This is a genomic window from Micromonospora avicenniae (genome assembly GCF_900156065.1).
Lineage (GTDB): Bacteria > Actinomycetota > Actinomycetes > Mycobacteriales > Micromonosporaceae > Micromonospora > Micromonospora avicenniae.
This window is the reverse complement of sequence record NZ_FTNF01000014.1, coordinates 108525-132718: the sequence shown is the minus strand read 5'-3', so window position 1 is coordinate 132718 and position 24194 is coordinate 108525. Positions and strand designations below refer to the sequence as shown.

The following is a 24194-nucleotide window of genomic DNA, read 5'->3' as shown; positions in this document are numbered from 1 at the left end:
TCCGGGGGCAGCATGGCCCGCTCAACCGCAGGGCGGAGGCGGCCGGATCGGAACACGTTCCGGACGGCCACCCGGTCGGCGCTGCGCGCGTCCGGACGGCTGACGGTCCGGGCCTCGCGCCGGCTGGGCCGGGTCGCCCGGCACGCGCTCTCCGCAGGCGTCGCCACCGCCGATCCGGGGACCGCGCCGCTGCCGGCCCGGCCCGGACGCCCGCGAACGCGCCACCGGCTCGCGGCGGCCGGCGGCCCGGGACTTCCGGTGATGCTCGTCGCCGCGCTGATGGTGCTGATCGTCGCGATGCTCGGGGTGGAACGGGTGACCGGGCTCAGCGTCCTTCCGGACCAGCTCAGCGCGGGCCTGCGCCCGCCACCGAAGAAGTTTCCGGTGCTGCCGGCGAGCCCACCGGCGGAACTCTCCATCCGCACGATCGACCTGCGCGCCCCGGTGCACCACGTGGGGATCGCCGCGGACGGCAGCATCGGGGTGCCGGACGTCAGCCAGGCCCACGAGGCCGGCTGGTACGACCAGGGCCCCACCCCCGGCCAGTACGGTCCAGCGGTGATCGTCGGGCACGTGGACACCACCAGCGGACCGGCGGTGTTCCACAACCTGAAGGAGCTGCGCGCCGGCGACCAGGTGGAGGTGACCCGGGAGGACGGCACCGTGGCGGTCTTCGAGGTCAACTCGGTGCAGCGGTTCGACAAGAACGAGTTGCCGGTGGACGACGTCTTCCGCGACTTCAGCCGCCCGAACCTGCGCCTCATCACCTGCGGTGGCCGGTGGGTCGGTGGGGCGACCGGCTATGCGGACAACGTGGTGGTCTTCGCGTCCCTGGTGAAGGCACACCGATGACGGTGACCGTCGTCGGTGCCGGTGATGCTCGCGCGCCGGATCAGGCCGCCTCGGGCTCGCGCAGATCGAGCCAGTCGGCCCAGCGTGGGTCGGGTGCGCGGTGGCCGAGCACCCGCCAGGCGGTCCCTTTCGGTGCCGCGGGTGCCGAGTGCAGCCGCCAACCCAACTCGGCGGGAGTCTTGTCGCCCTTCGTGTGGTTGCACCGGGCGCAGGCGGCCACCACGTTGTCCCACGCGTGCCGGCCACCTCGGCTCCGGGGAAAGACGTGATCGATGGTCTCCGCCGGCCCGCAGCAGTAGGCGCAACGCCAGCCGTCGCGAGCGAAGATCGCCCGGCGGGACAGCCCGACGTGGGTGCGGTAGGGCACCCGGACGTACCGGGTCAACCGGACCACCGACGGCACCGGGAGGGCATCCCGGGCGCTGTGCAGGATGCCGTCACCATCGGCCACGCAGACCGCCTTCGCGGACAGGACGAGGATCGCGGCACGACGCACCGACACGACACACAGCGGCTCGTAAGTGGCATTGAGGACCAGCGCACCGGAGCCCACCGTAGGTCGTATGTCAGGCATCGCGCTCACCCTCCCGGTTCAGCGGCCACCTTCCGCGCGCCGCCGACCGAAGTTGGGCACAGGGCCACCACGGTCGACGCCGGCCGGATCACCGACGTCCGTTGCGCCAATCGTCCCTGATCGGACCCCGGATTGCACGTACTAATCCGGGGTCCCTCGTGAAGCATTTTCCGGACGTGGCAGGATGACCGGTTTCGCCCCCGGCAGGACGGGCGCCTGGTTCCGGGTGTCCGGCTTCGTCGCCGCCGGCCAACCGGACGATCGACGCAACCACGTCCCCGGCGTCACCCGACGGTGGGTCGGCCACGGTCCCGCCGACGGATTGCGGTACGAATTCACCGTGACTGCCTCCGCCCTCACGGTCCTCGCCGCCGCCCTCCCGGACGACAAACCCAGCCCGGAGTGCCTGAACGAGGCGCTGTGCAACGCCGTCTGGCGGGCGACCCACTGGTCCTGGCTCGCCGAGGGCAGCTACTGGATCCTCGTCAAGCCGCTGCGGGTCATCCTGATCGTGCTGCTCGCCGTGGTCGCCCGCTGGGCGGTGCACCGCACGATCAGCCGGCTGGTCCGCACCACCAGCGACGCCGGCGTGCCGGCCATGCTGCGGCCGCTGCGTGAGCGGGTACCGACGGCCGCGACCGAGCCCGGGGAGTTCGTGCCGGAACGGCGCCGGCAACGGGCCGAGGCGATCGGCTCCGTACTGCGCAGCCTGACCACCGCGTTCGTCTTCGGCATCGCGCTGCTGATGATCCTGCGCGAGTTCAGCTTCGACCTGGCTCCGCTGCTGGCCAGCGCCGGGATCGCCGGCGTGGCGCTGGGCTTCGGCGCGCAGAGCCTGGTCAAGGACCTGCTGGCCGGCCTGTTCATGTTGATCGAGGACCAGTACGGCGTCGGCGACACCGTCGACCTGGGCGAGGCGACCGGCGTGGTCGAGTCGGTCGGGCTGCGGGTCACCACGGTCCGGGACGGACGCGGGGTGCTCTGGTACATCCGCAACGGCGAGATCATCCGGGTCGGCAACAAGAGCCAGGGCTGGGCGCTCGTCGTGGTCGACCTGCCGATCGGCTTCGCCGGTACGGAGGAGGCCACCGCGGTGCTGCGTACCGCTGCCGCCTCCATGGCGGTGGACCCGGAGCTCGCCCCGGAGATCGTCGAGCCGCCCGAGGTGCTCGGCGTGGAGCAGATGACCGTGGAGGGCGCGGTGATCCGGACGGTGGTGAAGACGACCGCGGACGGCCAGTTCGCAGTCGGCCGGGAGCTGCGCCGCCGGCTCGCCGAGGCACTGGAGAACTCCGGGATCACCGCACAGATCGCCGCCGCCCGCCTGTTCCCCGGCACACCGGCCCGGCCGGCGGCCGACGGGGAGACCGGCCGGAGCGGCGCAACCTGAGTCTTTCTCGGCCATCCATCGATGGAGGGGTCGCGGGCCGCGCGGCCCCTCAGGTATCGTCCGTTCGTTCAGTCGGAGATGCGACGATCTATCCGTTCGCCCTAGCCAGTCGTCAGACGATCGGGCAGAATCCGGGGCACGCGTTCCCGCCAGAAGCGTGCTGCGTCCTCGCTGATCCGCAGATCTGACGAGAGTTCCCGAGCCGGCGGCCACCAGTGGCCCGCCTCCCCGGGAACGATGGAGGCGACGGTGACCGACGAGCGACCCTCTCCGGAGGGGCCGGCGACCTTCCGTGAGGTCTTCGCCCAGCGGGAGTACGGGGCGGTCTTCGCGGCGGGCGCACTTTCCTGGGTCGGCGACTACCTCGCCAAGGCCGCGGTCACCGTGCTGGTCTACCAGGAGACCCGGTCGGTCGTGCTCTCCGCCACCGCCTTCGCGGTCAGCTTCCTGCCGTGGCTGGTCGGCGGCCCGCTACTCGCCGCGCTGGCGGAGCGTCACCCGTACCGACGGGTGATGGTGGTGTGCGACCTCATCCGGATGGCGCTGATGCTGCTCATCGCCATCCCGAACCTGCCGATCTACCTCGTGCTGGCGCTGCTCTTCCTCGCGACCCTGGCCAACCCGCCGAGCCAGGCCGCGAAGTCCGCGCTGCTGGCACAGATCCTCAGCGGCGACCGGCTGGTGCTCGGGCTCTCGCTCAACGCCAGCGCCGGTCAGGCGTCCCAGGTCGTCGGCTACGTGGTGGGCGCCGCGATCTCCCAGTTCGACCCGGCCGTCGCACTGCTGTTCAACGCGGCCACCTTCGGCGTCTCGGCGGCCCTGCTCCGCTTCGGAGTCCGCGAGCGGTCGGCGGCGCTGCACGAGACGGACCGCACCCACCTGCTCCGGGAGACCGCCGAGGGTTTCCAGATCGTGTTCGGCACCCCGGTGCTCCGGGCGATCGCCGTGCTGGTCTTCAGCTCCATGCTCTTCTCGATCGTGCCCGAGGGCCTGGCCGTGGTGTGGGCGGACCGGTCTGGCGGCGACCTGGACCGGGGTCTGGCGCAGGCGGTCATCATGGCGGCCAATCCGGTGGGTTTCGTCCTCGGCGGGCTGCTGATCGGGCGCGTCTTCGGCCCGGCCCGCCGGCTTGCCCTGATGCGGCCGCTGGCCGTGCTCGCCCCGCTGACCCTGGTGCCCGCCCTGCTCGACCCCTCCCCGGTGGTGGTCGCGCTACTCGCCGCCGCCTGCGGTTTCGCGGTCGCGGGCATGCTGCCGACCGCGAACGGACTCTTCGTCCAGGCCCTGCCGGACGCCTTCCGCGCCCGTGCCTTCGGCGTGATGGCTACCGGGATGCAGGTGATCCAGGGGCTGGCGGTGCTGGTCACCGGAGCGCTCTCCGACCGCTTCGACCTCCCGTCCGTGGTCGGCGTGTGGAGCGCCGCCGGCGTCGTGTTGATGCTGGTGGCCACTCTGACCTGGCCGAGTCGCCCGACGGTGGAGGCCGCCGTCGCGGCCGCCTCGGGCGGACACACCGGCACTCGACCCGGATCCGCCGGAGTGCCCACGGCCACCGCCCCCGCCGGCAGCAGGAGCAACGGAGCAGGGGCGGACCTACCGGACGGCGATGCCATCGACGGCGAGCGGGCGCGGCACGCGGTCACCTGAACCCGCCTGTGGTCACCGCCGTCGAGGTGGCGGCGCCGTGGGTGCCGCCGCTCGACGGCGCGGCTGAGGGCGGCCGACATGAAGCCCGGCCGGATCGGGTCCGTGCGTTCGGAATCGCCACCCGTGACCCGGCGCACAGAGCGGCGGCGGTCTCCTCCGTGCCGCCGTGGGCGGAATGCCTGGCAGGATGGAACGGTGAACCCCGCAGGCGAATCCGACCGCTCCCAGCCGTCGCAGACTCTCTTCGACGCCATCGGTGGCGAGCCCACGTTCCGCAAGCTCGTGGACGAGTTCTACGCCGGCATCGCCACCGACCCGCTGCTGCGACCGATGTATCCCGAGGAGGACCTGGGCCCGGCGGCCGACCGGATGACCCTCTTCCTCATGCAGTACTGGGGTGGCCCGAACACCTACTCCGCGCAGCGGGGACACCCTCGGCTGCGGATGCGGCACGCACCGTTCCGGATCGGGGTGGCCGAGCGGGACGCCTGGCTGCGCCACATGCGCCGGGCCGTCGATCGACTCGACCTGCCGGCGGACCATGCCACCGCGCTCTGGGACTACCTGGAGCGAGCCGCCTACTTCATGGTCAACGTGATGGAGGACCCGGCCTGAGCCACCGGCCGCGCCCCTGGCGGGCGCGGCCGTCAGGCCGTCAGGCCGTCACGCCGTCACGCCGTCACGCCGTCACGCCGTCACGCCGGGGCAGCACACGGCACCGGCCCGCGCCGCACCGGATGCTCCGGGCCGCAGGGCGGACCGCCCCGGGCCCGTCCCGGAGCCGGTCCGGCCGCCGCCCGGCCACCGGAGCCCCCGGATGGGCGACTCGGAGTTCAGAGCAGGGCACCCTCGTCGTGCAGCCAGTCCACGAAGCTCGTGGCCACCGCCGCGCCACAGTCGAGCATCTCGACCAGGAGCGCGTCGTGCGTCCCGGCGCCCATCGGCACCTGCAACTCCGCGTAGATGGGTAACTGGCCACGCTCGGTCGGATCGCCCACGTACGCCTTGCAGAACCGGCGGGTGTGGTTCCACTCGTTGACCACGCGGTAGGCCCGGTCGGCCCAGTCCGGTGGAACCGTCGCGTGTGGACGGGCCCGCATGACCAGGATCTCGTCCTCCGGACCTTCGAGGGTTACCAGCACGGCGTGCCGCTCCCACATGGCGAGCAGGTTGCCGTCGCCGTCGGCCAGATAGCGCACGTCCAGCAGATCGAGCGCGTCGCAGACCCGGCTCAGCGTGACCGGTGCGACGGTCGCCGGAATCTCGGCGAGCACCGGTCTGTCGTTGGGCTTACAGTCGTCTCCCGGTTGGCGCTGGGCCGGCGGTCCGACCCGGACGGTGCCCTCCACTGTGATCCCGCTTCGAGTTTCCGGGTCACCGCCGTTGGCGGGACCGGGGCGCCATGACCACCACGGCATCGCTCGCGCACCTCACTCCCCAGCGGATCCAGCCGCCTACCGTGCGTTGGATCCGAGGATGGACGGTACCCGGACAGCCGGGATGAGGCATCCCCCCAACGGCCGCACCAAGCCAGAAGGATGAGTGCAGGTCATCCGTTCGGACGAGGCGTGAGGGACGTCACGGCAAGAGCCGAGCCCTTCTGCAACCAAGCGGCTCCGTACGGTCCCACCAGTCCGACCCATCGGCCGACGGCACGCACCTGCACGTCGGCCACCCGTCCGGGCCGCTCCGGCGTGCCCAGGAAGCCCATCCGGACGAGCCCCTGCACCAGTCGCTGCGGCACCTCCACGGCCGGGCCGGGCGGGTCTTCCGGGGTCACCACCACGGCCACGTGGTCGAGCAGGGCGTCACGCAGGGCCCGTTGCCCCACCGCTCGGCCGCCCACGCCCTGCTCGCTCGCCGTACGCAGGGTGCCAGCAGCCGCCTGAGCGATCCGCCACACCTCATCGGCGGGCAGGACCTCCACCGGACGGCTCGCGGCCGGAGGCAACGGCCACCGCCACTGCGCGTCCCGGCGGGGTGGCAGCGCCGAGCCGGAGCGTTCCAACTCCGCCAGCAGATCGGCGGCGCCCACCGCGACGTCGCCGGCGCCCGGACCGGCGACGGTCCGCACCACCAGCACCTGCCACGGCAGGCGGGCCCAGATTGCGATCCGGTCCGTCCCGACCGGCCGGAGCCGGACCGGCGCGGACCGGTCCAGCCGGACCAACCGGGCCAGGAACGCCTCGGCGTCGGTCACCCCGGCGATGCCGTGACCGCCGTTCGGCGCCGCGGCCCGTTCCGGCGGAGTGCCGTGCGCCGCACCGACCCCGGCCGCCGCCTCCGGGCGGGTCATGCGGACCCGCCCGACGGGGCATGGTTCAGCAGGAACTCCCGCTCCCGCTCGGTGATCCGGCGCGGCACCTGCCGGCTCAGGTCGAACGGCACCAACACCGAGCGGGCCCGGCCGGCCAGCACCTCGCCGTCGTAGAGCTCGTACGCGACGGTGAACCGCGAGGGCCGGATCTCCTCCACCCACAGCTCGATACGTACGGTCGGCGCGGCCTCGGCGGTGCCCCGGTCGAGGGAGTAGTCGACCGGGCGCAGGTAGTCCACCTCGTGCCGGCGAATCACCACACCCGCCGCGAACGAGTCCACCCCCCACGCCCGGGCACCGGCGAACATCAACGCCACCCGTGCCTCCTCGTACAGGGTGAGGAAGCGCGAGTTGTTGACGTGCCCGTAGGCGTCGAGATCTGACCAGCGCAGGGCGCAGTGGTAGACGAACCGGTCGGCCATGCTCAGTCGCGCGTCAGCTTGCGGTACGTCACCCGGTGCGGCCGCGCCGCCTCGGCCCCGAGCCGGTCGATCTTGTTCTTCTCGTACGCCTCGAAGTTGCCCTCGAACCAGAACCACTTTGCCGGGTTCTGGTCGTCGCCCTCCCAGGCCAGGATGTGCGTGGCGACCCGGTCGAGGAACATCCGGTCGTGCGAGATGACCACTGCGCAGCCGGGGAACTCCAGCAGCGCGTTCTCCAGGCTGGAGAGGGTCTCCACGTCCAGGTCGTTCGTCGGCTCGTCGAGCAGGATCACGTTGCCGCCGATCTTCAGCGTCAGCGCCAGGTTGAGCCGGTTCCGCTCACCGCCGGAGAGCACCTTGGTCGGCTTCTGCTGGTCCGGACCCTTGAAGCCGAACGCGGCGATGTACGCCCGGGACGGCATCTCGACCTTGCCCACCATGAGGTGGTCCAGCCCGTCGGAGACGACCTCCCAGACGGTCTTGTCGCCGTCGAGGCCCTGCCGGTTCTGGTCGACGTACGACAGCGAGACGGTGGGGCCGACGTTGACGTCGCCGCCGGTCGGCTGCTCCAGCCCGACGATGGTCTTGAACAGGGTGGTCTTGCCGACGCCGTTGGGGCCGATGATGCCGACGATGCCGTTGCGCGGCAGCGAGAACGACAGGTTGTCGATCAGCAGCCGGTCACCGAAGCCCTTGCTGAGGGTGTGCGCCTCGATGACCGTGCTGCCCAGGCGCGGGCCCGGCGGGATCTGGATCTCCTCGAAGTCCAGCTTCCGGGTCTTCTCCGCCTCGGCGGCCATCTCGTCGTAGCGGTCCAGGCGGGCCTTGGACTTGGTCTGCCGGGCCTTGGCGTTGGAGCGGACCCACTCCAGCTCCTCGGAGAGGCGCTTCTTCATCTTGGCGTCGCGGCGACCCTCGACGGCCAGCCGGGCGGCCTTCTTCTCCAGGTAGGTGGAGTAGTTGCCCTCGTACGGGTAGGCCCGGCCGCGGTCCAGCTCGAGGATCCAGTTGGCCACGTTGTCCAGGAAGTACCGGTCGTGGGTGATGGCGATCACGGTGCCGGCGTACTTGGCCAGGTGCTGCTCCAGCCACTGGACGCTCTCCGCGTCCAGGTGGTTGGTGGGCTCGTCGAGCAGCAGCAGGTCGGGCGCCTCGAGCAGCAGCTTGCAGAGCGCCACCCGGCGGCGCTCACCACCGGAGAGCTGGGTCACGTCGGCGTCCGGCGGCGGGCAGCGCAGCGCGTCCATCGCCAGTTCGAGCTTGGAGTCGATGTCCCACGCGTCGGCGTGGTCCAGCTCCTCCTGGAGCCGACCCATCTCCTCCATCAGCTCGTCGGAGTAGTCGGTGGCCATCTGCTCGGCGATCTTGTTGAACCGCTCCAGCTTGGCCTTGGTCTCGGCGACCGCCTCCTCGACGTTGCCGAGGACGGTCTTGGCGTCGTTGAGCGGGGGCTCCTGGGCGAGCATGCCGACGGTGAAGCCGGGCATCAGCCGCGCCTCGCCGTTGCTCGGCTTGTCGAGCCCTGCCATGATCTTGAGGAGGCTGGACTTACCGGCGCCGTTCGGCCCGACCACACCGATCTTGGCCCCCGGCAGGAAGTTCAGCGTCACGTTGTCCAGCACGACCTTGTCGCCGTGCGCCTTGCGCGCCTTTTCCAGGACGTAGATGAACTGGGCCACGGTGCGGACTACCTCCGTAGGTTTCGACTGGGAGCCGGCGGGCGAGGGCACGGGCGGCGGATGCCGCCGCAGCCGCCGGCCGGGCCGGCCGCACGCACGCCATCGTCAATCCTGACAGGTATCCGACGCCGCGCCCACATCACCCCGCCCGGGCGTACCGCCGCGTCGCGCCTGCTCCGGCCCGACGGCCGCCCCGGCGTCGGGCGGGAGCGTGGCTGTTGGCAAGATCACCGACGGGATTCGGCGAGCGTGGCGAGGGTAGGGAACTCCGGCACGGTCTCCCAGACCTCGCAGCTACGCTCAGTACGCCCATGCGGTTGATCCGCCCAGCACCGGAGGTGGCCGAACGTGACCGTCCGCAGCTCCTTTGTCGTAGTGGCGAACCGCCTGCCGGTCGACGAGGTGAGCACACCCGAGGGGCGGCAGTGGCGGCGCAGCCCGGGTGGGCTGGTGACCGCCCTGCACCCCGTCCTGGCCGAGCACCAGGGCACCTGGGTCGGCTGGGCCGGCGGCACCGGCGCCGCCCCGGAGCCGTTCGACCTGGAGGGCATCCACCTGCACCCGGTGCCGCTGAGCGCCGAGGAGCTCGAGCGCTACTACGAGGGCCAGTCCAACGCGACGATCTGGCCGCTCTACCACGACGCCGTGGAGACGCCTGTCTACAAGCGTCGCTGGCGGGAGACGTACCGCCTGGTCAACGCCCGGTTCGCGGAGGCCGCGGCGGACGTGGCGGCCGAGGGCGCCACGGTCTGGGTGCAGGACTACCAGCTCCAGCTCGTCCCCGCGATGCTCCGCGAGCTGCGGCCGGATCTGCGCATCGGTTTCTTCCTGCACATCCCGTTCCCGCCCATCGAACTGTTCATGCAGATGCCGTTCCGCACCGAGATCCTGCGCGGGCTGCTCGGCGCCGACCTGGTCGGATTCCAGCAGCGGCTGGCCGCCCAGAACTTCGTCCGGCTGGCCCGGCACCTGCTCGGGCTGCGCTACGAGGGCCAGATGATCCAGGTCGACGGCCGGCAGGTGAAGGCCGGCGCGTTCCCCATCTCGATCGACACGCGCGAGATGGAGCGGATGGCCGCCGACCCGGCGGTCCAGGCCCGGGCCAAGGAGATCCGGGAGGAGCTCGGCAACCCCCGGACGATCATCCTGGGCGTGGACCGGCTGGACTACACCAAGGGCATCGAACTGCGCCTGAAGGCCTTCCGGGAACTGTTGGCCGACGGGAAGCTGAGCGTCCCGGACGCGGTCATGGTGCAGGTCGCCACGCCGAGCCGGGAGCGCGTCGAGCACTACCAGGCCCTCCGCGTCAAGGTCGAGCGCGAGGTTGGTCGGATAAATGGCGAATTCGGCAGGGTGGGTGTGCCTGCGGTGCATTATCTCCATCAGTCGTACAGTCGCAGCGAACTCGCCGCGATGTACGTCGCTGCCGACGTCATGATGGTGACCCCGCTGCGAGACGGGATGAATCTGGTGGCCAAGGAGTACGTGGCATCGCGCGCCGACCAGGGCGGAGCCCTCGTGCTCAGCGAGTTCGCCGGGGCAGCGACCGAGCTGCGCCAGGCGTTCCTGTGCAACCCGCACGACCCCGACGCGGTCAAGGATGCCCTGCTGCGGGCCGTGCATGTCGAGAAGCCGGAGGCACGCCGCCGTATGCGGACGATGCAACGCCATCTGCGTACCAACGATGTGGGCCACTGGGCCCAGTCCTTCCTCACCGAGCTCGGTGCTCCCGAGGCGGAGGCCGCGTGACCACCTCTCTGCCCGGTGGCGTCGCCACCGACGTCATGGACCCGGAGCTGCGCACCGCGATCGGCCGGATCGCCCGGGTGCCGCAGCTCCTGATCGCCTGTGACTACGACGGCACCCTGGCGCCGATCGTCGAGGACCCGAGCAAGGCCGTACCCCTGCCCGAATCGGTGGCCGCGATCCGCGCGCTGGCCGCGATGCCGCAGACCACCGTGGCGGTGGTCTCCGGTCGGGCGCTGCGTGACCTGGCCGCGTTGTCCCGGTTGCCCAGCGAGGTGCACCTGGTCGGCAGCCACGGCTCCGAGTTCGACATCGGCTTCGTCGAACGACTCTCGCCCGAGCTGATCGAGATCCGCACCCGGCTGCGGAACGCGCTGCGCGAGATCGCCGCGGCCCATCCGGGCGTCCGGCTGGAGCGCAAGCCGGCGAGCGTCGCCGTGCACACCCGCGGGCTGGACCCGCAGATCGCCGCGGCCGCCATCGAGGCGGTCCGCAGCGGCCCCGCGACCTGGGACGGCGTCACCGTCACCCAGGGCAAGGAGGTCATCGAGCTCTCGGTGGTCGCCACCCACAAGGGCACCGCGGTCGACCAGCTGCGTACGCAGCTCTCCGCCAGCGCGGTCCTCTTCATCGGTGACGACGTCACCGACGAGAACGCGTTCGGCAACCTGCACGGCCCGGACGTCGGCATCAAGATCGGCCCCGGCGACACCCAGGCCCAGTACCGGGTGGCCGAGCCGATCGAGGCCGCCCGTGCGCTCGGCCTGCTGCTGGAGACCCGCCGGCACTGGCTCTTCGGCGAGCGGGCGGTGCCGATCGAGCGGCACTCGATGCTGGCCAACGGCCGTACCGTCGGGCTGGTCACGCCGGAGGCGAAGATCACCTGGCTCTGCCACCCGAAGCCGGACTCGGCGGCGATCTTCGCCGACCTGGTCGGTGGCAGCCCCGCCGGACACTTCACCGTCTCACCGGAGCGGGGCGGCATCCCGCTCGGCCAGCGCTACCGTCCCGGCACCATGACCGTGGAGACCCGCTGGTCGGGCCTGACCGTCACCGACTGGCTGGACACGCCCGCCAGCGAGACCACGCCGGACGGACCAGCCGTCATGGGTGGCGACTCGACGCTGATCCGGGTGCTCAGCGGCACCGCGCGGGCACGGATCGAGTTCGCGCCCCGGCCCGAGTTCGGCCAGGTGGCCGTGCAGCTGCAACCGCTCGACGACGGCCTGCTGGTGCTCGGCTCCAACGAGCCGATCGCGCTCTACTCCCCCGGCGTCGAGTGGGAGATCACCAGCGACGGCGTCTACGAGAGCGCCAAGGCGGTCGTCGACCTCCGCGCCACCGGCGGGCAGGTCGTGCTGGAGATGCGCTTCGGCACGCAGAGCCTGGAGCACCACCGGCTGTCGATCCACGAGCGGCAGGCCGCGGCCGAGCAGCCGTGGAAGGACTGGGTGTCCACGCTCCGGCTGCCCAGCACCGCCCGTGACCTCGTCGTCCGCAGCGCCCTCACGTTGCGCGGTCTCTGCCACCAGCCCAGCGGCTCGATCCTGGCCGCCGCGACCACCTCGCTCCCCGAGGAGCTGGGCGGCGTACGCAACTGGGACTACCGCTACTGCTGGCTGCGGGACGCGGCGCTGAGCGCCCGGTCGCTGGTCGACCTCGGCTCGACCGAGGAGGCCGAGGGGTTGCTGCGCTGGATCGACGGAGTCGTCGAACGCACCGGCGGGCACCCCGAGCGACTGCACCCGCTCTACACCGTGGACGGGTACGAGCTGGGCGCCGAGGCGGTCATCGAGACCCTGCCCGGCTACGCCGGCTCCCGGCCGGTACGCGTCGGCAACCTCGCCAACCACCAGCTCCAGCTCGACGTCTTCGGGCCGGTCGCCGATCTGATCGCCGCCGTGGCCGACCTGCGCGGCTCGGTCCGGGAGACGGAGTGGCGGGTGCTGGAGTCGATGGTCGAGGCGGTCAGCCGCCGCTGGCACGAGCCCGACCACGGCATCTGGGAGGCCCGCCTCCCACCGCGGCACCACATCTTCTCGAAGGTGATGTGCTGGATGACCGTGGACCGGGCGCTGCACGTCGTACGGCAGCACGGCGGCGAGGACCGCCCGGAGTGGGTGGACCTGCGCGACCGGATCGCCGCCAACGTGCTGGAGTACGGCTGGCACGAGCACGCCGAGGCGTACAGCGTCGCGTACGGCGACGAGGACATGGACGCCTCCTCGCTCTGGATCGGCCTCTCCGGCCTGCTCCCCGGCGACGACCCGCGTTTCCTGTCCACCGTGCTCAAGATCGAGGCCGACCTGCGCAGCGGCCCGGTGGTCTACCGCTACCACTGGGACGACGGCCTGCCCGGCCGGGAGGGCGGCTTCCACATCTGCACGGCGTGGCTCATCGAGGCGTACCTGCGCACCGGTCGGCGCACCGATGCCGAGGAACTCTTCACCCAGATGATCGACACCGCCGGGCCGACGGGTCTGCTCCCCGAGCAGTACGACCCGCTCGCCGAGCGTGGTCTGGGCAACCACCCGCAGGCGTACAGCCACCTCGGGCTGATCCGCTGCGCCCTGCTGCTGGACAACATGCTCAAGCAGTAACCCGAGCACCAGGCGGCGGCCGGAGGACACGTCCTCCGGCCGCCGTTGCGGGGTCAGAGGGTCAGGGCTGTCACCACGTCGCCGATGACCACCACGGCGGGTGGACGCAGGTCGGCGGCCGTGACGTCGGCGGCGACCGCGTCGAGGGTCGAGCGGATCGTCCGCTGCGCGCCCGTGGTGCCCTCCTGCACGACGGCGACGGGGGTCCGCGCGGGGCGGCCGTGCGCGACCAGGGTCGCGGCGATCGCGGCCAGGTTCTTCAACCCCATCAGGATCACCAGGGTGCCGCGGAGCGCGGCGAGCGCGTCCCAGCGCACCAGCGAGGCCGGCGAGTTCGGCGCCACATGCCCGGACACCACCGTGAACTCGTGGGCCACCGCCCGGTGGGTGACCGGCACGCCGGCCACCGCGGGCACCGCGACCGCACTGGTCACCCCCGGCACCACGGTCACCGGCACGCCGGCCGCCGCACACGCCAGCAGCTCCTCACCACCCCGGCCGAAGACGTACGGGTCGCCGCCCTTGAGCCGTACGACGAACCGCCCCGCCAACGCCCGGTCGACGATGATCCGGTTGATCTCCTCCTGGGTACGGGCCGGCCCGTACGGGATCTTGGAGGCGTCGACCAGCTCCACGTCGGCCCGCAGCTCGTCCAAGAGCAACCCGGGCACCAACCGGTCGGCGACCACCACCTCCGCCTCGGTGAGCAGCCGCAGCCCCTTCACCGTGATCAGCTCAGAATCTCCCGGCCCGGCGCCGACCAGGGCCACCCGCCCACCCGGGACGTTCGCCGGGATCCCGGCCGCCACCGGGTCGGTCGACAGTGGCTGCCCCGCCGCCAGCAGGTCGCGCACCGCGTCCCGGACGGTCATCGCCCGGCGCGGGTCGCCGCCTCCGAAGACCGCCACGGTCACCGGACCGTGCCGGGTCACCGCAGGTGTCCAGGCGGTCGCGGCATCCCGGTCGTCGGCGCGCACGCAGAAGATTCGCCGCTGCGCAGCGGCGGCGCTGACCGAGGCCGCGGCGAGCGGGTCGTCGATCGCGACCTGGACCAGCCAGGCCCCGTCGAGGTCGGCGGGCGTGAACCGGCGCTCCACCCAGCGCAGCCGGCCGGCGTCGACCTGCGCGCGCAGGGCCGGGGTCAGCGCCGGGGCGACCAGCAGCACGTCCGCGCCGGCGTTCAACAGAGCCGGCACCCGTCGGGTGGCGACCGTCCCGCCGCCCACCACGACCACCCGCAGCCCGGACAGCCGCAGCCCGAGCGGGTACGGCGCCTCGCTCACGCCGCCGCCCCCACGGCGCGAGGGATCACGTCGCCGAACTGCCGGCCCGGCTCGCTGCGCCCGTTCACTTCTCGGCCACGCCCGCGGAATCGAACGTGGCCACCTCGTGCAGCACCCGGACCGCCCCGGTGACCACCGGCAGGGCGAGCAGCGCGCCGGTGCCCTCGCCGAGGCGCAGCCCGAGGTCGATCAGCGGCTCGAGGCCGAGTCGCCGCAGCGCGAGCGTGGCGCCGGGCTCGGCCGAACGGTGCCCGGCAACCATCGCGCCCACCGCGTCCGGGGCGAACGCCGCGGCGGCGAGCGCGGCGGAGCCGGCGATCACCCCGTCCAGCAGCACCGGGACCCGCCGCGCGGCGGCGCCGAGGATCAGCCCGGCCAGTGCGGCGTGCTCCAGGCCACCGACCGCGGCCAGCACGCCCAGCGGGTCAGCCGGATCCGGCCGGTGCCGGTCCAGCGCGGTCCGCACCACCTCGACCTTCCGCCGGTACGTCGGGTCGTCCACGCCGGTGCCCCGCCCCGTCGTCTCGGCCGCGTCGGCGCCGGTGAAGGCCGCGATCAGAGCGGCGGCCGGGGTGGTGTTCCCGATGCCCATGTCGCCGGTGAGAAGGATGCCGGCGCCGGCTCCGATCAGCTCGCCGGCGACCCGGATACCCTCCTCGACGCCGGCCCGGGCCTCGTCCCGGGTCAGGGCGGCGGTCACCGTGAAGTCCCGTGTGCCGCGCCGGACGGTGGCACCTACCAACCGGGGCACGGCCGGGTCGAGCGGGACCGCCGCACCGCCGGGCACCGGGTCGGCGGGCGCACCGGGAATCGGGGTGGCCACGCCGACGTCGACGACGGTGACCGCGGCGCCCGCCTGCCGGGCGAACGCGTTGACGACCGCGCCGCCGGCCAGGAAGTTGGCGATCATCTGGGCGGTCACCTCCTGCGGCCAGGGGCTCACCCCCTGGGCGTGCACGCCGTGGTCGCCCGCGAAGATCGCCACAGCGGGAGCGCCGGGCAGCGGGGGCGGACAGGTGCCGGCGAGGCCGGCGAGGCGTACCGACAGCTCCTCCAGGGCGCCGAGTGAACCGGCCGGCTTCGTCAGCCGCCCGTGCAGCTCACGAGCCTCGGCCATGGCGGCCTCGTCCAGCGGCTCGATCGCCGCGATCGTGCTCTCCAGCATCATGCCTCCAGGATCTCGCCCAGTACCCGGGTGAAAGCGTCGGTGGTGGCCCGGTCCCGGACGGCCACCCGCAGCCAGTCGGGCCCGAGACCGGGGAAGGTGTCGCCCCGGCGTACCGCCCAACCACGCTCGCGCAGTCTGGTCCGGACCGCCGCGGCGCCCGGCAGGTGGATCAGCACGAACGCGCTCGCCGGCCGGCCGGCGACGCGTACGCCCGGCAGGTCGGCGAGACGGGCGACCAGGTGGTCGCGGTCGGCGGTGAGCTGCGCGGCGATGGCGCGCTCGGCCTCGACGGCGACGGGACCGGCGCAGGCGGCAGCCGCCGCCAGCGCGGGCGAGGAGACCGGCCAAAGCGGCTGTACGGCGGCGAGCCGGGCCAGCAGCTCCGGCGCGCCGAGCAGGTAGCCGATCCGGAGCCCGGCCAGTCCCCAGGTCTTGGTGAGGCTGCGCACCACCAGCAGACCGGGCAGATCCCGGCGGGCGGCGAGGGACTCGGGCTCGCCGGGCCGGTCGGGGTTGGCTGTCGTGTCGGCGAAGGCCTCGTCGACCACCAGCACCCGCCCCGGCCGGGCCAGCGCGGCGACGTCCCCCGCCGGATGCAGCACGGAGGTGGGATTGGTCGGGTTGCCGATCATGACAAGGTCGGCGTCGGCGGGAACCCGGGCCGGGTCGAGGCGGAAGCCGTCGGCGGCGTCGAGCAGGACCCGTTCGACCTGGTGCCCGGCCGCCCGTAGCGCCGCCTCGGGCTCGGTGAACTGCGGATGCACCACCACCGGACGGTGCACCCCGCGCAGCGCCTGGGCGATCAGCACGAATCCCTCGGCGGCGCCGGCGGTGAGCAGCACCTCGTCCGGGTTGCGGTCGTGCCGGGCGGCGACCGCGGCCCGGGCCGGCTCGGAGTCCGGGTAGCTGGCGAGGTCGGCCAGCGACGCGGTGATCGGTCCGGCGAGCCACGGCGGCAGCGGCGCCCGCCGGACGTTGACCGCGAGGTCCACCAGCCCCTCCCCCACCTCCACGTCGCCGTGGTGACCGAGGTCGTGCTCGCGGTGAACGGCCAGGTCGGCCGGGTCGACGACGTCGGAGCCGGCCGGGTCGCCGGCGCGGAATGGGACTTCGACGCCCGGGAGTGTCCCGCTCGGCTGACCACGCATGCCCGCGATCCTGCCGGGAAGGCAGCGCGCGGGACAGCCGATCACGGCGTGGGACGCGTCACCACCCGTTCATCGTGTGGGCGTTTATGAATTCTTCTCATTTCCGAATCGGAAATGTCATAGCTTGACCGTGTGAGCAACCGACCCCTTGCTGCCGCTGGTCGTACCGTTCCTCTCCTCCGCGCCGGCCTCATCGCCGGCATCGTGATCGCCGCCCTCGCCTATCCCCTCGTCGCCGTCACCGGCCTGGGCGCGAAGGCCACCGCGCACGCCACCGAGAGCAAGACCAGACTGCTGGCCAAAGCCCTCCCCGCGGAGACCTCGTACCTCTACGCGCCGGACGGCAAGACCATGCTGACGATGTTCTACGAGGAGTACCGGCAGTACACGAAGCTGTCGGACATGTCGCCGATCATCCAGCAGGCCATCGTGGCCGCCGAGGATTCGCGCTTCTACCAGCACAAGGGCGTCGACCCGAAGGGCGTCGTCCGGGCCTTCGTGGCCAACGCCCAGGCCAGCGGGGTGTCCCAGGGCGCGTCCACGCTGACCATGCAGTACGTCCGGATGGCGCTGCGGGACAGCGCGACGACGCCCAAGGAGGTCCAGGAGGCCACCCAGCAGACCAGCCTGCGCAAGATCAAGGAGATGCGGCTGGCGCTGGACCTGGAGAAGGAACTCAGCAAGGAAGAAATCATCGAGCGCTACCTGAACTCGGCGTACTTCGGGCACCGCGCGTACGGCATCTACGCGGCCAGCGAGATCTTCTTCTCCAAGACCCCGAAGGACCTCACCCCGGTCGAGGCGGCGACACTCGCCGGGCTGGTCAAGTCGCCGAGCCAGTACGACCCGGCGAGCTCGGACCAGAAGGAGGCCACCGCGCGGCGCAACTACGTCCTCGACCGGATGTCCCAGCTGGGCTACCTCTCCCCGGACGCGGCCGCGTCGGCCAAGGCCGAGCCGATCCGGCTGAAGCTGACCAACCCGCCGAACGACTGCGCCGCCGTCCCGGAGAAGTTCAACAGCTGGGGCTTCATCTGCGACTACCTGAAGAACTGGTGGAGCTCGCAGCCCGCGTTCGGGCAGAACCGCCTGGAACGGATGGACAAGCTGCGCCGTGGTGGCTACCGGATCGTGCTCAGCATCGACCCGAAGATCCAGGAGGCGGCCGAGAAGAACCTCGGAGCCGGCACCGGCAGCCCGTTCGCCAACGGCATCGTGCTCAGCGAACCGGGAACCGGACGGGTCAAGGCGATGGCGGTGAACCGGACGTACTCGCTGGACCTGAGCGAGAACCCGCAGAGCTCGAACCCGGAGGCCGGGCCGAAGGTGAAGGCGAACTACCCGAACACGGTGGCGCCGCTGCTCGGCGGTGGTGACCTGCCGGGCTACCAGGCCGGATCCACGTTCAAGATGTTCCCGATGCTGGCCGCCCTCAACGAGGGGATGCCGCTGTCCACCTCGTTCAACGCGCCGCACCGGTACCAGTCGGCGATCTTCGACGGGTGGGCGCCGACGAACGCGAGCGGCGCGATGACCGGCATGCAGACCATGTGGTCCGGCTTCGGCAAGTCCGTCAACACGTACTTCGTCTGGCTGGAGGAACGGGTCGGCGCGGACAAGGCGGTACGCCTGGCCGAACAACTCGGGCTGCGGTGGCGTACCGACGTCGACCGCGAGCAGGCCTCCCCGTCCAAGGTGAAGAAGTGGGGTGCGTTCACCCTGGGCGTCTCCGACGCCACCCCGCTCGAGATGGCGAACGCCTACGCGGCGGTCGCGGCGGACGGCCGGTACTGCGAGGCGATGCCGGTGCAGGGCATCTTCAACCGGGACGGCACACCGGCGACGTACACGACCGCCTCCGGGATCAGCCGGGAAGTGGCCAAGCCACGATGCCGGCAGGTGGTGACCCCCGACGCCGCCCGAGCGGCCACCGACGCGGCCCGCTGCCCGACCGGGGACACACCGGCGCGGGGAGGATGCGGTGGCTGGTCGACGGCGGACAGCGTGCGAGGCACGGTCGGACGGCCGGTGGCCGGCAAGACGGGTACCACGGACAGCACCCGGTCGGCCTGGTTCGTGGGATACACGCCGGAGCTGGCGGCGGCGAGCTTCATCTCCGATCCGGACAACCCGTTCAACGCGGTCGGTGACGGCCAGTCGCAGATCCCGGTCAACGCGGTCGCGGAGACCCTGCGGGACGCACTGAAGGGCAAACCCACCCGCCAGTTCACCCCACCCAGCGACGCCATCGTCGGCTGACCCACTCACCCACCCGGCCCCGCCCCAGACCCGGCCCTCCGGCCCACACGAATCGGTTGATCAAGAGGTTCGCGTCACGAACCAGCCACGTCCTGACGCGAACTTCTTGATCACCGGCGGAATCCCGGGGGTGGAGGTGGGGTCAGTGGAGGTCGGCGGCTACGAAGGACCAGAGTTCCAGGTCGGTCCGGGCGCCACGGACGTAGCCGGCGTTGCGGAGCAGGCCCTCGTAGCTGAAGCCGGCCTTCTCGGCCACCCGCCGGGACGGGGTGTTGCCGGGCGCGACCCGCAGTTCGATCCGTTGGAAGCCGTGCTCCAGGATCAGCGCGATGGCCACCGCGTCCACCGCCTCGACAGCCAGCCCGAAGCCACGCGCCTGCGGCGCCATCGCGTACGAGATCTCGGTGAGCCGGGCACCCCAGTCGCTACGCCGGGTCCAGAGGCAGCCGACCAGCTGGGCGTCCTCCCGGCGGATCACCCCGTAGTGGTCGCCGTCGCCGCTGTCCCGGCGCTGCCGGGCCAGGTCCGTGCACCAGGCGAGCCCGTCGATCGGGCCGGAGTCGTCGGCCAGCGGCAGCCAGCGCCGGGTCAACTTGTCGGCGAAGATCTCCCCGGCCGCCGCCGCGTCCACGTCCCTCAGCTGCCGCACCTCGGTGCGGGGCGTGGAGACGGTGAGCGCCGGGAAACGGCGGACCGCGACCTGACCGATCATGCCGGCACCGCCGCGGGGGCCGGCTCTGCCGCCGCCGCGGCCACCAGCCGGGTGGCGATCTCCGGATGGCCCGCCCAGTGCAGGGCGAGCTGCGAGGCGTGCACGTTACGCCAGACGAAGCCCTCCGCCGAGCCGCCCTCCCAGCTCCACGCCGGGCGCTGGCCGGCCCGCGGACTGAGCACCGCCCGGTGCTCCTTGTGCCCGACGAGCACCGCGCCCTCCGAGGCGACCACGCTCGTGGTACGGGCCGTCGCCGTCCGGTAGCCGACGACCAGGCCGTCCCGGCTCGCGCCGACGGCGTCCAGCACCCCGCACATCGGCAACCCGTCGAGCTCCCGCGCCAGCCAGAGCATGCCGGCCCCCTCGGCGATGACCGGCCGGCCGGTACGGGCCAGCTCGGCGACCGCGATGCAGAGGCGCCGGTTCGCCGACAGCTGTTCGGCGTACGACTCGGGGAGCGCCCCGCCGACGATCAGCGCGCGGGTGCCCGGCGGGAGCGCCTCGTCGCGCAGCGGGTCGAGCATCACCACCTGGGCGCCGGCCGCCCGCAACAGCTCGGCGGTCTCCGGCGTGCTGTAGCTGCCGCCCGGGGCCCCGGCCAGCGCGACCACCGGGGGATCCGCCGGGGCCGCCGGAGCGGCCAGCGCGTCCTGGGGTGACCAGGCCACGGCGGGCAGGGGTGGGGCGGAGCGGGCCAGCCCGAGCAGCCGCCCCAGGTCCACGGTCGCGGCGACCGCCTCCCCCAGGCGGCGTACCGCCCGGCTCGCCTCGCCGGAGCCGTCGATCGCCGGCACCACCCCGTGCCGCCGGTCGGGCAGCACCGCGGGCAGGTCGTGGCGGCGCAACGCCCCGTAGACGGGCACCCCGGCGTCGTCGAGCGCTTCACGCAGCATCGCGTCGTGTCGGGAGGAGGCCACCCCGGTGAGGATCACACCGCCGAGCCAGAGCTGCTCGTCGTACGACCGGAAGCCGTGCACCAGGGCGGCCACCGACTGCCCCATCGCCGCGACGTCGACGACCAGCACCACCGGGCTGCGCAGCGCGGTCGCCACCGCGGCGGTGGAGTCCTGGTCGGGGCGACCGGTGACGCTGTCGTACAGCCCCATGCTGCCCTGGACCACAGCGAGCTCGGCGCCCACGGCGCCGTGTGCGACAAGCGGAGCGAGCCGGTCGGCACCGACCAGCAGGGGGTCGAGGGTACGGCCGGGACGGCCGGCGGCGAGCCCGAGGTAGGCGGCGTCGACCCGGTCCGGCCCGACCTTGAACCCGGCGACCTTGACATCGCGGTCGGCGAGCGCGGCGAGCAACCCGATCGTCAGCGCGTTCCTGCCGTGCCCGGAGGACGGCGCGCTGAGCACCAGGCGCGGCACGACGGTCATCATCGACTCCTCGCGTGCGGCGGGTACGCGGCTGCGGGCCCGTGGGAGCGGTTCGCCCGGTGACGATACCGGCCCACACCGATGGAAGAGCGACACGCAACGGACCTGTCGCGCCCCGCAGCCGGACCATCGCGGGCAGTGGTGCCGGTCATACGGGTAGCCTCGTGGCTGTGTACCGGTTCCTGCTGACTCCGCGCTGGCTCGGCTACCTGGCGCTGGCCCTGGTCGCCGCCGTGGTGATGGTGTTCCTGGGTAACTGGCAGCTGGACCGCTACCGGGGACGCACCGAGATCAACGAGCGGATCGACGCGGGCCAGCGGATGACCCCGGCGCCGTTGCGCGACGCGCTGCCCGCCCCCACGGGCGGAGCGGGCACGGCCGGTCCCGCTCCGGCCGAGGAGAAGGTCTACACCCGGGTCACCGTCACCGGCCGGTACGACGCGACGAACACGGTGCTGGTCCGCGGTCGCACGGTGGACAGCCGGGTCGGGTTCGAGGTGCTCACGCCGCTCGTACTGCCCGACGGCAGCGCGGTGCTGGTGGACCGGGGCTGGATCCCGCCGGCGCCGGGCGGGGCGACCGCACGGCCCGAGGTGCCCGCCGCCCCCACCGGCGACGTGACGGTGGTCGGCCGGGTGCACGAGAGTGAGAGCCGTCCCGGCGCGGTCGAACGGCTCGACGGGCGGTTGGAGACCCGCCGGATCGCCGTCCCGCGACTGGCCCACGAGTTGCCGTACCCGGTCTACGGCGCGTACGTGCTGCTGGACGAGCAGACCCCGCAGGCCGACCGGACCTTCATCGCGGTACCGGTGGGGCACACCAACAACTGGCAGAACCTCGGCTACATCGTGCAGTGGTGGCTCTTCGCCGTGATGACGCTGTTCGCCTACGGCTGGGCGGCTCGCCGGGAGGCTCGGAGGGCCGCCGGCCTCGACAAACGGCCGGTCGACCGGGCCGCCGAGCCGGTGCCGAGCACCCCGGTCTGAGGGCAGGCCCGCGCTCGGCGCGCCGGCGGGCGCAGGCCCCGATGCTCAGGCGGTGGGGCGACCGGCGTGGATCGCCCGGACCGCGTCGATGGTGTCCGCCTCGGCGGCCGTCTTGTCCGTGCGGTAGCGCACCACCCGGGCGAAGCGCAGCGCCATCCCACCCGGGTAGCGGGAGCTGGTCTGCACCCCGTCGAAGGCGACCTCGACGACCTGCTCGGGGCGAACGCGAACCACCCAGTCGCCCTTCTCCACGGCCAGGTCGAGGAACCGCTCGGTCTGCCAGCGCAGCAACTCGTCGGTGAGTCCCTTGAACGTCTTGCCGAGCATCACGAACTCACCGGTGCGCGGGTCGCGGGCCCCCAGGTGGAGGTTGGACAGCCAGCCCTGGCGCCGGCCGCTGCCCCATTCGACGGCGAGCACCACCAGGTCGAGCGTGTGCCGGGGCTTGACCTTGACCCACGCGGCGCCGCGCCGGCCGGCGTCGTAGGGAGCGTCCGGCGCCTTGACCACCACCCCCTCCTGGCCGGCTTCGATCGCCGCCGCGAACGCCGCGCCCGCCTGTTCCGCGTCGTCGACCAGCACCCGGCCCACCAGCAGCGACTCGTCGACCGCACCGGCCAGCGCGGCCCAGCGGTCCCGGCCGGGCAGGTCGATCAGATCGTCGCCGTCGAGGTGCAGCAGGTCGAAGAAGTACGGCGTCAGCACCGCCTGGCCGGTGGTCTCGGCTGCGGCGAGTACCGCGGGGGCGACCGGTGTACGGCCGGAGGTGCTCGGTGTGGTGCGCCGGGCGGCGCGGCTCGAGGTCTGCTGGAACGGCAGGGGCCGCCCGGCCTCGTCGAGCCCGATCGCCTCGCCGTCGAGGACCAGCTCCCGGGCCGGCAGGGCGCGCACCGCGGCCACCACCTCCGGCACCCGGGAGGTGATCTCGTCGAGGCTGCGCGTGAACACGGCGATGTCCTCGCCGGAACGGTGAACCTGGATCCTGATGCCGTCGAGCTTGACGTCGACCACCGCGGGCGTGCCGGTCGCGGTGAGCGCCTCGTCGACCGAGGGCGCGCTCTGCGCCAGCATCGGGGCCAGCGGGCGCCCCACCTGGAGACCGAACCCGGCCAGCGCCGCAGCGCCCCCGTCGAGCGCGGCCACCGCGACCGTGCGCAGGTCACCGGAGAGCAGCAGAGCCCTGCGGACGGCCGTCACCGGCACCTCGGCGGCCCGGGCGATCGCGTCCGCGAGCAGCCCGGCCTGGGCACCCTGGCGCAGTTCGCCGCTGAACAGACCGGTCAGCAGGCGTTGCTCCTCGGCCGTGGCCGCGGCGTAGAGCGCACCGAGCAGCGCCCGGCGGCGGGCCTGCGAACCGGGGCCGTGCACCGCCGCGATCCGGTCGATCTCCGCGTCGACGGCGGCCACCGTCAACGTCGGTTCGGCGGCGGGCGGCGGGAGGTCGCGAAGGCTCGCGTAGCCCACACCGGTCTGGCGCTGCCGCAGTTCGCCGGCGAGCCAACCGGCGCCCGCCGGCACCTCGGGCGGGTCGAGCGCCCGCAGCGCGCCGGCCAGCAGCTCCACCTTGGCCCGCCGGCCGCTGGTGGCGGCCACGGCGGCGGAGGTGGCTGCCAGATCGAGGAACCGCACGGGTTCATCCTGCCAGCCACCTCCGACACCACCCGGGCATTGCCGTGCCCGGGAGCTGACGAACCACCCGCGGCCCCGCCGGCCGGGGCGGGCGGCGCCCCGGTGCCGGCGGAGCCGCGTGGTCAGGCCGGGACGGGCTCCTCGATCCGGAGCCCACGCGCGCGGACCTCATCGGCGACCCGGGTGAGCATCGAGTCGAGTGCGACCAGAGCTGCGGAGAGCTCACCGAGCTGTTCCTTGAGCGTGTCCTCGGGCCACGCGGAGACGTCGACGTCCCCCAGAGCGCTGACGGCGGCCTGCAACCGGGCCATCACCTCGTTCGTACTCATGTTCGAAAGGCTATACCAGTTGCGCGTGCGACACGCCGTAAAGTCCAGAATCGACCGCGCCGTTACGGTTTCGA

The 24194-nt window shown here is 72.7% G+C and carries 20 protein-coding genes; 8 read left to right on the top strand and 12 right to left on the bottom strand.

Annotated features, from left to right (window positions below):
- Window positions 1-12: 12 nt before the first annotated feature.
- Window positions 13-852, top strand: coding sequence for a class F sortase (locus BXA10_RS21275; RefSeq protein ID WP_076472541.1), 840 nt, complete (start codon window positions 13-15; stop codon window positions 850-852).
- 40 nt (window positions 853-892) lie between these two features.
- Here the strand turns inward: BXA10_RS21275 and BXA10_RS21270 are convergent, their stop codons facing one another.
- Entirely contained in the window at window positions 893-1426 is a 534-nt protein-coding gene (locus BXA10_RS21270) for an HNH endonuclease (protein WP_076472538.1), read from the bottom strand.
- Between the two features lie 322 nt (window positions 1427-1748).
- On the opposite strand from BXA10_RS21270, the gene BXA10_RS21265 reads away from it, so the two are divergent.
- The 3 genes from BXA10_RS21265 (at window position 1749) to BXA10_RS21255 (ending at window position 5078) form a co-directional block, all read left to right on the top strand.
- A complete protein-coding gene (locus BXA10_RS21265; protein ID WP_076472608.1) occupies window positions 1749-2816 on the top strand; it encodes a mechanosensitive ion channel family protein in 1068 nt (355 codons plus the stop codon).
- A 237-nt stretch (window positions 2817-3053) separates the two neighbouring features.
- Complete coding sequence (locus tag BXA10_RS21260) at window positions 3054-4463, top strand: MFS transporter (RefSeq protein ID WP_084753082.1); 1410 nt, start codon at window positions 3054-3056, stop codon at window positions 4461-4463.
- A gap of 195 nt (window positions 4464-4658) precedes the next feature.
- On the top strand, window positions 4659-5078 hold the full coding sequence (locus tag BXA10_RS21255) for a globin (protein ID WP_076472536.1): 420 nt from the start codon (window positions 4659-4661) through the stop codon (window positions 5076-5078).
- A gap of 218 nt (window positions 5079-5296) precedes the next feature.
- On the opposite strand, the gene BXA10_RS21250 is transcribed toward BXA10_RS21255, so the two are convergent.
- From BXA10_RS21250 to ettA, 4 genes are all read right to left on the bottom strand, one after another.
- On the bottom strand, window positions 5297-5881 hold the full coding sequence (locus BXA10_RS21250; protein WP_076472534.1) for a type III secretion system chaperone family protein: 585 nt from the start codon (window positions 5879-5881) through the stop codon (window positions 5297-5299).
- Between the two features lie 131 nt (window positions 5882-6012).
- The gene (locus BXA10_RS21245; RefSeq protein ID WP_076472532.1) at window positions 6013-6759 is read right to left on the bottom strand and encodes a DUF8185 domain-containing protein; all 747 of its coding nucleotides are present in this window, start codon (window positions 6757-6759) and stop codon (window positions 6013-6015) included.
- Complete coding sequence (locus BXA10_RS21240; RefSeq protein ID WP_076472530.1) at window positions 6756-7202, bottom strand: acyl-CoA thioesterase; 447 nt, start codon at window positions 7200-7202, stop codon at window positions 6756-6758. Before BXA10_RS21240 ends, BXA10_RS21245 begins: the two co-directional genes overlap by 4 nt.
- A gap of 2 nt (window positions 7203-7204) precedes the next feature.
- A complete protein-coding gene (gene ettA, locus BXA10_RS21235; RefSeq protein WP_076472527.1) occupies window positions 7205-8881 on the bottom strand; it encodes an energy-dependent translational throttle protein EttA in 1677 nt (558 codons plus the stop codon).
- A gap of 348 nt (window positions 8882-9229) precedes the next feature.
- On the opposite strand from ettA, the gene BXA10_RS21230 reads away from it, so the two are divergent.
- Window positions 9230-10630 (top strand): alpha,alpha-trehalose-phosphate synthase (UDP-forming), encoded by a 1401-nt coding sequence (locus BXA10_RS21230; RefSeq protein WP_076472525.1) that lies wholly within the window; start codon window positions 9230-9232, stop codon window positions 10628-10630.
- A gap of 35 nt (window positions 10631-10665) precedes the next feature.
- Window positions 10666-13227, top strand: a complete 2562-nt coding sequence (gene otsB / locus BXA10_RS21225) for a trehalose-phosphatase (protein ID WP_076472607.1) — start codon at window positions 10666-10668, stop codon at window positions 13225-13227.
- A gap of 53 nt (window positions 13228-13280) precedes the next feature.
- On the opposite strand, the gene cobA is transcribed toward otsB, so the two are convergent.
- The 3 genes from cobA to cobC all read right to left on the bottom strand — a co-directional run bounded on the left by cobA (window position 13281) and on the right by cobC (window position 16826).
- Entirely contained in the window at window positions 13281-14510 is a 1230-nt protein-coding gene (cobA, locus tag BXA10_RS21220; RefSeq protein WP_076472523.1) for a uroporphyrinogen-III C-methyltransferase, read from the bottom strand.
- Window positions 14511-14574: 64 nt separating this feature from the next.
- Window positions 14575-15675, bottom strand: a complete 1101-nt coding sequence (cobT, locus tag BXA10_RS21215; RefSeq protein ID WP_076472521.1) for a nicotinate-nucleotide--dimethylbenzimidazole phosphoribosyltransferase — start codon at window positions 15673-15675, stop codon at window positions 14575-14577.
- Window positions 15675-16826 (bottom strand): Rv2231c family histidinol phosphate aminotransferase CobC, encoded by a 1152-nt coding sequence (gene cobC, locus BXA10_RS21210; protein WP_084753079.1) that lies wholly within the window; start codon window positions 16824-16826, stop codon window positions 15675-15677. The genes cobT and cobC overlap by 1 nt, the downstream gene beginning before the upstream one ends.
- Before the next feature lie 132 nt (window positions 16827-16958).
- Between cobC and BXA10_RS21205 the strand changes: the two genes are divergently transcribed.
- Window positions 16959-19085 carry a transglycosylase domain-containing protein gene (locus BXA10_RS21205; protein ID WP_076472519.1) on the top strand — a complete coding sequence of 709 codons (2127 nt, stop codon included), beginning with the start codon at window positions 16959-16961 and terminating at the stop codon, window positions 19083-19085.
- Window positions 19086-19227: 142 nt separating this feature from the next.
- Here the strand turns inward: BXA10_RS21205 and BXA10_RS21200 are convergent, their stop codons facing one another.
- Both BXA10_RS21200 and BXA10_RS21195 read right to left on the bottom strand, forming a co-directional pair.
- Window positions 19228-19797 (bottom strand): GNAT family N-acetyltransferase, encoded by a 570-nt coding sequence (locus BXA10_RS21200; protein WP_076472517.1) that lies wholly within the window; start codon window positions 19795-19797, stop codon window positions 19228-19230.
- Window positions 19794-21176: a cobyrinic acid a,c-diamide synthase CobB gene (locus tag BXA10_RS21195; protein WP_076472515.1), complete on the bottom strand. Its 1383-nt coding sequence runs from the start codon at window positions 21174-21176 to the stop codon at window positions 19794-19796. Before BXA10_RS21195 ends, BXA10_RS21200 begins: the two co-directional genes overlap by 4 nt.
- Before the next feature lie 164 nt (window positions 21177-21340).
- On the opposite strand from BXA10_RS21195, the gene BXA10_RS21190 reads away from it, so the two are divergent.
- The gene (locus tag BXA10_RS21190; protein ID WP_076472512.1) at window positions 21341-22162 is read left to right on the top strand and encodes an SURF1 family cytochrome oxidase biogenesis protein; all 822 of its coding nucleotides are present in this window, start codon (window positions 21341-21343) and stop codon (window positions 22160-22162) included.
- Between the two features lie 45 nt (window positions 22163-22207).
- On the opposite strand, the gene BXA10_RS21185 is transcribed toward BXA10_RS21190, so the two are convergent.
- Complete coding sequence (locus tag BXA10_RS21185; protein ID WP_076472510.1) at window positions 22208-23791, bottom strand: ATP-dependent DNA ligase; 1584 nt, start codon at window positions 23789-23791, stop codon at window positions 22208-22210.
- A 122-nt stretch (window positions 23792-23913) separates the two neighbouring features.
- On the bottom strand, window positions 23914-24120 hold the full coding sequence (locus BXA10_RS21180; RefSeq protein ID WP_076472507.1) for a hypothetical protein: 207 nt from the start codon (window positions 24118-24120) through the stop codon (window positions 23914-23916).
- Window positions 24121-24194 lie beyond the last annotated feature (74 nt).